The 706-nt window shown below is 51.6% G+C and carries 2 protein-coding genes; both read left to right on the forward strand.

The window, feature by feature from the left end:
• Positions 1 to 294: aldo-keto reductase family protein (locus tag H8S57_RS18400; RefSeq protein ID WP_369807659.1), on the forward strand; the 294-nt coding region annotated here is incomplete at its 5' end.
• Positions 287 to 655: a hypothetical protein gene (locus H8S57_RS18405; RefSeq protein ID WP_087415530.1), complete on the forward strand. Its 369-nt coding sequence runs from the start codon at positions 287 to 289 to the stop codon at positions 653 to 655. The genes H8S57_RS18400 and H8S57_RS18405, both read left to right, overlap by 8 nt.
• The last annotated feature ends 51 nt before the right edge of the window (positions 656 to 706 follow it).

The following is a 706-nucleotide window of genomic DNA, read 5'->3' on the forward strand; positions in this document are numbered from 1 at the left end:
ATAGCAAGAATGAGCAGCAAGAGAAATCAGACCATCGCTATCGCCCGTTTCCTGATGTATAAATACGGGCTGAACCAGCAGCTTGAGGGCATGACGGACGAAGAATACCTGGCGCATCCTATTGGCTTGGATGTGGGGCAATATGTAGCTGACCTGATGAAATACTGCCCGGAGCATATCGTCGATCAGGTCATGGAACATCAGGATGCTCTTTTGCGGCGCCTGGGTACGGATTATCTCACCGTCATAGCCTATATGCCTTATGAGGAAGATGGAGGGACAAAGTATGCGTGATGGACGCCCGAATCCTGATATTTGGGGAAATATCATCACCTGCGGGGAGATTGCCGTGGGCATTTATGAGATTGTCGGCACAAAGAAACGTGGGCTGGAAGTGCCGAAGGCCCTTACCGAAGAAATCCTGCCGGAATCTGTGATGGAACAGGCGGCACAGGACGGTGAGAACCTTTGTTTTACCGATCCGGTTTCCAACGCCATCGTTGCGGACGCCCTGCTGGAACAGGAACTTGTTACTGATCCGCAGGCAGCGGCCCGTCTGGACGCAATCCGACAGCTTGATGATGTGGCCTATGATACGGCCTTTGAACCGCCTGTTTCAGACTATGAGCTGGACGGGCTGGACTTGGAAAGATAGGAGTTTACAATGAAAATCCTGGATTTCGACCTGGAAGGAAGTCACTTCATC

Source organism: Lawsonibacter hominis, assembly GCF_014287895.1.
Lineage (GTDB): Bacteria > Bacillota > Clostridia > Oscillospirales > Oscillospiraceae > Lawsonibacter_A > Lawsonibacter_A hominis.

Coding starts and splice junctions, on each gene's coding strand:
- H8S57_RS18405 (WP_087415530.1), top strand. CDS start 287: ATGCGTGATGGACGCCCGAATCCTGATATTTGGGGAAATATCATCACC.